Source organism: Endozoicomonas sp. YOMI1, from assembly GCF_024606345.1.
In the GTDB taxonomy this organism is placed as follows: domain Bacteria; phylum Pseudomonadota; class Gammaproteobacteria; order Pseudomonadales; family Endozoicomonadaceae; genus Endozoicomonas.
The window spans coordinates 1-10,321 of record NZ_JAHHPM010000251.1 but is presented as its reverse complement, the minus strand read 5'-3'; the positions used below and the strand labels follow the sequence as shown (position 1 = coordinate 10,321).

The following is a 10,321-nucleotide window of genomic DNA, read 5'->3' as shown; positions in this document are numbered from 1 at the left end:
TTGCTGTGTATGGTGCCGGCACCAAGAGTCGAACTCGGGACCCACTGATTACAAGTCAGTTGCTCTACCAACTGAGCTATACCGGCAAGGAACGAGGTGAATAATATTTATGCCGAGTGTGTTTGTCAACTTCCATATGCACTCTGATCTTTATTTTGTATCCAACCATTTGCAAAGCCACTATTTTGCATTGTTATTACCAATGCATAACCCTAATCCACCAGTGGCTCTCACAGTCATAAACCAGCCTTTGTTGCTCGCCCTGCTGTAATAGCCAGTAACTTCAGGACATCTTCCAGCATAATACCGGAAGCAGCTTCTGCCAGCAGACTCTATTGTTAGGTAGAGTGATTGCCATTGATGCATCTGGCTGGGCATTTTGGCCACTTTTTTTCAGGCCAGCAGTTTTTTATGGCGTCCAAATTGAAACAGCGCTGCCAGCACCTTGTTATTAAAAGGCTTATTAACATGCATTTGCTGCAGCCTGAAGTGATAGGTTGTGATTGACTCCTTATCCAGGCAGCTGTTGATATAATTAGCCAGGGCTTTATCGGAAGGATCAAGCGCTGCGATTAACGCCTTTTTTTCAATATCACCCAGTTTATCTCCTTTATGTAACAGGCTCATAATGGTGACTGGCCTCAATTGCAAAGGCGATGGTTGAGGTTCGGCCCAGACAAATCCCAATGGCCCACTTTCATAGCTTTTTGTCTTTATTATTTTGTCAATGTAAGAGAGTGCCTCTGGATAGCGGCTTTCCCTGACAAAGTCTGACAATTTTTTAAGGACTTCAATATCGGCTCCTTTCCTTTCTATGCGCAGCTTGCAGGAAAAGGCCAGGGCCTTTAAAGCCTCAAGCGGCCCTCCCATATCCTGGGCCACTGGCGTATGTCCATAGGGAAGGAGAGAAAGATGGGGTTGGCCATTTTGCAACAGGGTCGTGGTCAGATTGGCACCTTCACTTAACACCGGGAGCCGGGAGCTTTGCACCAGTTTATTGAAACTTTGCCTTGGCAGACTGGGCATAAGACACAGTAACAATTGGCCCTTGCCTGCAGCCATCAGAGAGGCCCGGTCTTGTTGGTCCCGAAAGTCAATCAGTGTGAAGCCTGTGGTTCTCGCGATTTCGTATAACGCACTCTTGCCATCTTCATCCGTGAAAGCACTGACCGTGGTGGTCACCACCACTGGGAGGGCATCCGTTACCTGCTCCTGATTTATTTTAATAGCGCTAAGCCAATTGGTTAATATCGTTGTTTTATCATGGCGCAGATCGCCATGATGCAAACCATAAACTACAGCGGTTTGTATTTTCCCTTTAGTGGATAAATCACAAAGTTGGTTAATAGCTGAGGTTAATGTTGCTCGATGGCTATCGACGGATTCGGTCGGTATTTTAGTTGCCTGTCGTTGCAGATCATCACTGGGGATGATGGAGTTTGCCGGTAGATGCAAAGGGGTGATATTACAATCAGGCATTAAACTGATGTCGTTTATGGAAGCGGCGGTTAATTTATCGGTGAAAGTGGATTTCAAAAATTTAAATAGCAGTGACCACAGGGAGTTGCCGTTATTTTTATCATTCCTTTCAAACGATGTACCGGTATCCAGATACATCGATTCACATTTAGAGTGAAAACGATAGGGTTTTAAACTAATACAGGACTCCTGTACATGCCCTAATTGCTGGTACATTACTTTGGCTCCGAAAAATGAGAGGGTAACGGCAGCATTGATTTTATTCTCCCCTCGGAGGTGACAGGTGGAAATGATAACCCTGGTACTCTTTATATAAATTTCCTGGGTACCCGGTTTAATCTTTATGCCTGGCAGTAAGTAAGCCAGCTTGGATAACGCCACACGCTGTTTCTTTATGTATCTTATCTGTTCTTCATGACTGAATTCTTGCCGTGTAATGAAATCACTGTCATCCGGGGGTAACAGTTGTGCATGGATCGTTTTGGTGCCCAAAGCAACAAGGGTTTTAATCAGTCCGACCGATGCCGTGGCATCACCCATAGTCGTGAATTGACCTTTTTTTGCATCTTCAGCCACGGTGCAACGTAGATAAACGCCTATTTCCTGCAATCCGCTTATCAAGGCTTTTACCTGTGACAGATAGTCGGTGGACGATATTCTCCCGGGAAAGCAATTCACGGGCTGATCAGGTAATAAAAACAGGTGCATCCGCGAGGCTTGCTTTTCTACCATGTTTTTTTTGTTGGCAATGTTATCCGCTTCACGCTGCCAGACCTGTTGGAATAGTTTTTTATCAAAATTCTTCACCGGGCAAAAAGGTAGCTTCACTTTCTCCCGGGCATCTCTGATCAGTTTTGCACAGGTACCATTTTCTTTACATTCAAATTCAGAGGCATATTCCATTTTTGTCAGTCGATTTATGAAGAAAGGTTGCTCAAGAAGATATTGTAGAATGTCATCATGGCCACTTTTTATAGCTAACTGAATTAAAGGAACTAAGCATTTTAAAAAAGGATTCTTGGTGGTGAAAGAATCTGGATACTTTTGTAGGAGTAATTTTAAGCAATCCAACTGGCCATACTCTACAGCAAAGTAAAAGTAATAGGGTTTAAATAAAGCGTCAGCGGTTTTTTTATTGCTTAGAATAGCTGCCACGCACTCTGTATGCCCATTTTCTATCGCTAACCGAATAGGGGTATCAAGCCAGGACAACATATGCCTGACAAATTCATAATCAAGCATGGCCATTAAACCGACTGTATTTCCGTATCGAGCTGCCAGCTGAACCGGTGTTGCATGTGATTTGCCGGGAATCTTCAAATCAATTTCCAGTAATGAGGAGCTTGGGTAGTTATCAAGTAAAAAATTCAAACATTTGTTTTGTTTTTCTCTGGCTGCGATATGCAAAGGTCGTTCACCGTTATTATTCGTTGCCCGCAACAGGTTCTGAGCTCGATTAACCAACAGTCGGCATAAGTCATCATGACCGTGTAACACTGCCAGATGCAGGGCGGAATTACCATCTGCATCTTTAATGGCTAAAGACCGGGGGTTATTGGTAATGCATTCTGTTACTTTTTCTTTATCCCCCTGTTTTATCAGGTTTATCAGGGCTTGCCTGTATGAGTTATTCAGATGGTTGCGCTGACACCATAAATCCTCCCTCGAAAGAAATGGCCGTCCAAACATATCCATCAACATTTGATGATACGCCGGCAGATTATTAGATGATTGCAGAAATACTTGGTTATCACAGGATTTGGGGGAAGGGCGACCAGGAATGAAGCGAGCCTGATTCAGTTTTACCATTCTTTTGGTGTGCAAGCTTTCAGATGGCACGGTGTTTTCAGTAGACCGTAATGCTGACATGCCCTGCCCAAGGGGTACCCCTATAGCTGCGCCTATTACGGGATTGTCCTTTTCAGCTGTAACGCTAGTGGTTTTATCCATGCCTCCCGGGTTTGAAGGATTTGTTGACATTCCCCTTATTGGCTGCATTGCTATTTCTCTCCTGAAAATATTGCCAGCATCAGCCAGCTTTTTCTTATTAATACAAAAGGTTTTTTGACAACTGACAGCTTAAAAAGTTCTCATTTCGGGAAGAAGAAATAGGACTCTCATCTATCTTGCATGAATGTTCAGGGTCAGTTCCGACATTTTTCAATCTACGGTCTGGGTCCGAATCATCGTAGTAAACGGTGTAACCCCCGGGGGTATCAAAATCGGTTTCTTTCTGGTGGGGACATTGATACCTCCGGGAACAAACCTCATTTATTCGTTTGGTGCAGATCTGAACTGGAAATTAATGGGGGTAGTCAGTATAGCTAACAGTATTGTTATTTTAAACCTTTCAGTTTATCGGTATGGTTTCAGCTGGCTTGGCAGCAGGCTGCCAATTGAGCCAAAGCGGATATTAGGCCAATCCATGGAGATAGCAACGGGATCAGGCATAAAGCGTTCAAATCTATTTTCCAGGTCTGACGTCGAAATAGCCGTGATTGAAAATGCAGCTCTCACATAGTGCATTATATGACCGGGTAGCCTTTTTGAGATGCATTTCATAGTAAATCAACAAGGAGGTAAGCATGAACGTTGCTCAACACCTATTTATACTAAATACAGATAACTGTCACTCTTGGAAAAATACTGCTTATGAGGAAATTTTTACATTCATAGGCAAGCATGTTCAAGTAGTCGATACAGTCAGGATCACAACGCCTGAAAACTCGTGTGAAACAATCCAAGTGTTGAAGATAATGGCTCGTCAGGCGCAGCATACCCTTTGTAATCAGTTGCAGTATGAAGGTGGCATTGTACAAAACAGACAATACCTCGAATTCAGGTTCTTTCCTAACAGGCTTTTCACATTTGATGAATCCGCTCAGAAAGAGTTTGAAAATAAAAAAGCGCAGAGTCACCCACGAAAGCCGTGTGCATTATGCAATAACGATTCCAGGCTACTGGAGACCCATTTTAAGGGCTTTACCATCATCTCTAATTTCAGACCTTACAGCCCCGAATGCTGGCTGATAAAACCGACAGATCACCTGGATCAGAGTAAAATAGCTGAAAAAAGTTCAGAGCTCTTTGATTTGGCAAAAGTTATGGGATCGGCCTATACCTTTGCCCATAGTGGCTACCGGGGAAATTCACAGCAGCACCTTCACATCCATGCAATGAATGAGAGTTTGCCCCTGCGTAAAGCTCTGGATAACGGACAACTCTCTTTGGATGCTGATCTGCCGGTAATACAGCGTGGTAAAACCACGGTTCGCTGGATGACAGGTGATCAAGCCAATAACACGGCACATTTTTCAGGAATACATATCACGGGTGAGAATCGCGCTGAATTTGAGCATGCCTTTAATAATACTCTGAAATACTTGAGCAACAGCGATGTTTGCGGAGCAGGCGGCTACAACGTGGCCTATTGGGTAGACGATAATAACTCTCTGCACTCCTTCATTTTTCCCAGAAATCAAAATGCCAATGTCAATCCTCAATATGTGCCTGAAAAACAGGGATACGGCATTCTTGAAATGTGTGGATTGTTAATCATGGCTCCGGTGAATGACAAAAAAGTGGGTGACCCGGCAGCAAAGGAACTTGCCTCAATGCAGGAGAGGCCCTACGAGGATTTTGCGGCCAGGGCCAGAAATGAGCTTACCCGACTGACCCCGGAGCAATGGCAAGAATTGGCCAACAAGTTCTGAGCAATGTCCTCTTGATTAAAACCGCAATAAAGTGCTTTTCGGGTGTTCTTTTGAATGTTAGCCACAAACAAAAACAGATCCTTCCTGGATCTGTTTTTTCTACCTACGGACTCTTTTCCAATTGGTTAGGCATCCTGCCTGACTGATGTCCCTGCCCAGCCTTCATCCTGAAAATCCGGACATCCTGTCCACTGGCTCCCTGTCATGGCACATCCCTGATTTGTCAGCCATCTGCCTTCCTGGCTGCTTTGACTGCCTGTCACAACTGACGGCTTCCATACTGAGGCTTTAACGTATGATTTGCAGTCAGGGAATCACCATACTCTGTGTAAGACATTTGCCAGGATGGGAACATTATTTATACATTTTATTTATTAAACCCTGTGACTCAGACACAGGAATCAGACTTTAAGTTCATTAATGATCAAATTCCCGTCATAGTACTTGAGCTGGTCTCATAACAGTGTCGAGTAATCTATGATTATCTTGGTTAATCTGCTTTTTTATTGCCTTATTCAACATAACCTGAAAATATTCACTTTTAGTTAATATTCACCAACCGGAGCCGTTTCCCACAGTAATTGATCAAGCCTTTCTTGATTATCAGGCGATAATTCACCAATGAGATTGTGTTTATGTTTACCGATAGTTTTATAAAGTTCTTTATGTGACAGAAGCAGTTGACGTAATGCTTCAAACCGATATTCAAAAAGCCAGTCATATAAATGAATATCTGAATATCGAACCGAATGATTACCCTGATGGTCTTCCGTATCATCAAAATCAGGTTCTTCATCACTCTCCATTGTTTCAGAATAATCCAGATCTGACTCCATTAACCCAACCCCGGCAAAATCAGTGGTTGCCACATTGTAAACAGCGTCCATATGACGCAGGAAAGAATCTTTGCAAGAGTGCGCAAAATGTTCACACGGCTGGTAGACAAAAGGGCGAAGACTCCAACCCGGAGGATAGATATCTCTGACTTGTACCAACCACCCTTCCAGTTTCTTTTTATTTTGCTCACTCAAGTTGCTGGCAATGATTTCGATGGTGTTATCAATCAGATAAAAAACATCCGAAAAGCTTGTTAACAGTTTCCGGATATCCTTCCCGTGTGTTTCTATTAACCGGTCCGAAACAGCTCCTTTCAGAGCATCAATATTTCCCGGAAAGTGGTATTTATAGGCAGTTTTCAAGACATAAGCACACAATTCCAGCTTGCGATAATAATCTCTACTTCCTGCAAAAACACGGAAACACATGGCAAGCAAGGACTGGCCATCACGATCAGGACGGTTCAGGACCAACCCTGATTTTATAAGGTAAAGAAGGATTTCGCATTCTCGATAGAAGTCATGATAAAACAGGTTCCTGACAAACTCATTAAACGGGAGTATTCCTTCACTGGAGCAGCTATTGATATCCAGCCCATAGCGAGTGAGAAAGTAGAGCTTTTCACTGGTAAGTCGTTGATTTTCGATCATTGCATGAAGCGGACTGTAATGATACCTGTTGTCGGCGTCACTGATACTGGCTCCGGAGCGCAACAGAAGAACTGCCATACCCACCCATGATGATGAACTGAGCGCCTCGGACAGGGCTGTTTTCCTGTCGTCGTTAACTGCGTCAAGGATGTCCGGACTGCCAATGACCTTTTCCAGCAATATTTCCATAAGCTCCGGGGTAGCTCCAACATTGCAGGCAAGGTGTAATGGTGTGTTACCAAAGCAATCGGGAATCAGCGAAGCTCCACGGCTCAAAAGCAATTTCACCACTGTATCAGGATGCACAGGGTAGAGCATTTCCGGCTCCCTGCGATAAATACAGCTCGCTTTACAGAACTGATGCAGTAAGGTTTGCTGCGCCTGGTTGATGGGCTGATTGATATCAACCCCTTCTTTACTCAAGTACCATTGCAGTTGCTCCAGTATATTTGGGTTAAATTCTCGCGGTGGAGAACGCCAGTACACCGTGTCCCTTGGCCCATACACCGAAGCCCGGGTTATGTGCCGGGCTTTTTTCGCATGAATATCAATAGCCCTGTTCTGTAACAACGTATCTAATTCCTGAAGGTCAACATCATCACGAAACAGAATATCGCATTGACAATCAGAGGAACGGATCAGTCGTGTATTGGGGTTTTCGCACACGACCAACTGACGACCATTGAATACCTCCGCACTACGAGGCTGCATGGACAGGTGGTGGCAAACCAGAACGGGTCCAGCAATCGGCATGAACGCCTTGAGCTGTTCAGGAGTGACGGAAGTCATAGTAAATCTTTCAAAGTGCGTTTTTTGTAAATTTCATTCCAAAAAATCCTTTAAAAAACACTGGCTGATTCCCGAATATGGCCAGAAATCCAGTCTGGTATAAAAACGGAAATAATCAAGTTTTGCCTGTTTACTCATTCTGGCTTTTTCCCTGCTAAACACGCCTCTGCAACTGCATTTCAAGTGCTTCCGGCGTTCTATAAGAGCCAGTTGATGGGGCTAATACAGCCGCCAGTTGCTGTTGGGACTGCCGGAAAGACAACGGATGCCAGAGTGAGCTTTATGGTTCGGTGGGCGAACTCTTCAGTCATGGATAGGCGCCATGCAGCAGGGATGATTGTTGGTAGGATGTGGAAAACTGCCCTGAGCCCCGGAGAGGCTTATTGGTCGGGCTGGTGATTCATATCATGATTGGGGGGAGGGGATGGAGAAGAGGTATCAGCATCAGGAGGCAGGGTGATTGGTAACGGACTTTCTGCGTATGCTGAAAACGAACCATTAATTTTTTTGTTTTTTGGAGGCTGGGAACTAGACTGACAGATATTTCAGAAGGGAATATGCAGGAACACAAGCGATTACATGCCGCATGAACGCTAAGTCCGGGACCTTCATTAAGTCAACAAAGGCATAAACATGATACACGATAGCGGTCCAGCATCTCCCACCATCCAGTTACATAATCAATGGTCCCAGGCCACTGATGGCAGCTTCAGTCGAGATCAGCGAACCCTTGGCAAGACGTTAGCTCTCTGGTGCAATCATTCTGTCAACTTGCTGGTTCTGAAAACGAAAGGTGCTGATGCGGCAATGATGCGGGCTGCTGCAACAGATGATGTGCCACTGATCAGGCACCTGCTAAGCGAATATAGTGTGAGTGCGAACCTGCACGGTGGCAGAAAAAACCAGTCTGTGGCATCCAAGGCAGCTGCTCATGGCAATGTAAGTGCATTGGCAACATTACTTGAAAATGGGGCGGAACCCAATGAGGTGTTGACAGGTAAACCTTATCAACCCTACTTCCAATGCTTTAACTCCGGACGGCTTGTTCGTGGCCATCATGCCACCGATAAGCTGACACCAGAAACGGTAAAGATATTGCTGGAACACAACAACATTGACCCAAACACTGTCATACAAGGCATGGACAGCTGGCATTCTATTTATCTAACCCCGGTGGAATTAATAAACAGTAATCTGGCCATCAAAGACAGGGATGAAATCTGCAAATTGCTGGTTAGTCATCCCCAGGCCTCTGTCAACAGACAGACATATTTTCAGCGGCATGCGGCTTTCGCCAGATTCTCCAAAGTGGATTATGACAAGTTAGTCGATAGAAATGGTGTGATCCACGTAAACCTCATTGGGCAGGCTTTGATGTTTGATAACTTCGCCTTGGCCGAACATCTGCTTACAGACCCAGAGCTGGATCCCGGTTTGCCCAGAGACGGGCTGGCAGCAGAAAACCTGCTGATTATCTTTATGGATAGATTTTCAAATAGATGCTTTCACGGATTGTGCAGGAGCTTTGATAATTTTCTCGCTTCTCTGCGGGACAAAATTGTCAGCTCGCCTGCCTTTTTCCGGGAAATTTTCTTAAGTCAAAACCTGCAGACCAAACAACTGTTTCTCGCACTGTTTGCTATTGAGTACCAAGGCAGGAACTCTCCATCCCCCACTGATTTTGCACACCTGGACATAGACGAGCTAGACGATCAAATCTGCGACATATTTCACAGTCAACCCCCCAGTTATGAGCAACTGTTTGCGGAACCACCACCGAATTATGATTCGATGATTACCGGCCGCGGGTTATAGAACTCGCAGGGAATTCAGGAGCAATTGCCTTATAGGGCAGTCTATTCTCGAACAGCCTCCTGGACTCACTGTTCTACTTCATCTCCAAGATATGTTTCGTATAAATGAGATAGAGTGTCGTGAAAACACCAACCACTCCCGGAGGAATGTCCCTGAATAACTTCCTATTTTTGCCACGGAGACACGGAGACACAGAGGAAAAGATTTTTTCTTTACTGGATAACATCGAAAATGTGGAAGTTATTTCAGGACAGTTCCTTAATGTCTACCGTAAGTACCCGATTTAGGTGCGGATTAGTGTATAGAAAGTTAGGTGAAAATTTGTGTGAGATTTTCATCTCCTGCAAATTTGAATCTGTTTGCGGAAAGGTTTCTATCTGTTTCACCATTATTGCCAGAGACTGTTTTGATTGGTAGTTGAGCTTGATAAGCTAAAGTGCTCTCAGCATTATCAATCGTCACATCGTTTTCAGTATGTAAATTGCCTTTTTCCTGGCAACGAGCGTCAACCTGATGAGTACATTCTCGACAAAATATATTTCTTTCAATTAATTCAGCATTTTGATTTATTGCATATGCTGAGATTGTAGTAATTGGGAATCCAGGTAATATACAAGAAAGGAGCCCCCCATACCATGTGACTTGTTTAATTCCCGTTCGAATATCAGAGCTTCTTTGAGCACATACTAAGCAATTATTATTACTAACATCAACAGAACCATTCATACGCAACCTTATAATATCGAATACATAAATTGGAACACATGTAATATGACATTAATAATGTCTTTTGGTTCAAAAAAAAAAATCAATTACCACGCGGCAACAAACTGCGGGGTATGACGTTCGCTCTCTGAGTAGTTAGCCGCAAGCGGTCGGGAATATGGCTTACAGAGATTTAATTATTTCAAACAGACCCCAAACTATTTGATAAAATCAAATAGGTACTTAGTGCCTGTCAGAAAACCCATGAATAATCCAACTCAACAGGCACTTACAAAATTTTTTTGAAAACAAAACAGGCCACTCATGCCAGTC

5 protein-coding genes and 1 tRNA gene are annotated in these 10,321 nt (G+C 44.0%); 2 read left to right on the top strand and 4 right to left on the bottom strand.

Going from position 1 to position 10,321, the window contains the following annotated elements; genetic code table 11:
• Positions 1–10: 10 nt before the first annotated feature.
• A tRNA-Thr gene (locus KDK15_RS08685) sits at positions 11–86 on the bottom strand.
• A gap of 307 nt (positions 87–393) precedes the next feature.
• Positions 394–3,477, bottom strand: a complete 3,084-nt coding sequence (locus tag KDK15_RS08680) for an ankyrin repeat domain-containing protein (protein WP_257294963.1) — start codon at positions 3,475–3,477, stop codon at positions 394–396.
• Between the two features lie 758 nt (positions 3,478–4,235).
• On the opposite strand from KDK15_RS08680, the gene KDK15_RS08675 reads away from it, so the two are divergent.
• Positions 4,236–5,192, top strand: coding sequence for a hypothetical protein (locus KDK15_RS08675; RefSeq protein WP_257294962.1), 957 nt, complete (start codon positions 4,236–4,238; stop codon positions 5,190–5,192).
• 545 nt (positions 5,193–5,737) lie between these two features.
• Here KDK15_RS08675 and KDK15_RS08670 read toward each other — a convergent pair.
• Positions 5,738–7,468 (bottom strand): ankyrin repeat domain-containing protein, encoded by a 1,731-nt coding sequence (locus tag KDK15_RS08670; protein ID WP_257294961.1) that lies wholly within the window; start codon positions 7,466–7,468, stop codon positions 5,738–5,740.
• Between the two features lie 633 nt (positions 7,469–8,101).
• On the opposite strand from KDK15_RS08670, the gene KDK15_RS08665 reads away from it, so the two are divergent.
• Positions 8,102–9,283: a hypothetical protein gene (locus KDK15_RS08665; protein ID WP_257294960.1), complete on the top strand. Its 1,182-nt coding sequence runs from the start codon at positions 8,102–8,104 to the stop codon at positions 9,281–9,283.
• 309 nt (positions 9,284–9,592) lie between these two features.
• Here KDK15_RS08665 and KDK15_RS08660 read toward each other — a convergent pair whose 3' ends face one another.
• Positions 9,593–10,009, bottom strand: a complete 417-nt coding sequence (locus KDK15_RS08660) for a hypothetical protein (protein ID WP_257294959.1) — start codon at positions 10,007–10,009, stop codon at positions 9,593–9,595.
• Between the last annotated feature and the right edge of the window lie 312 nt (positions 10,010–10,321).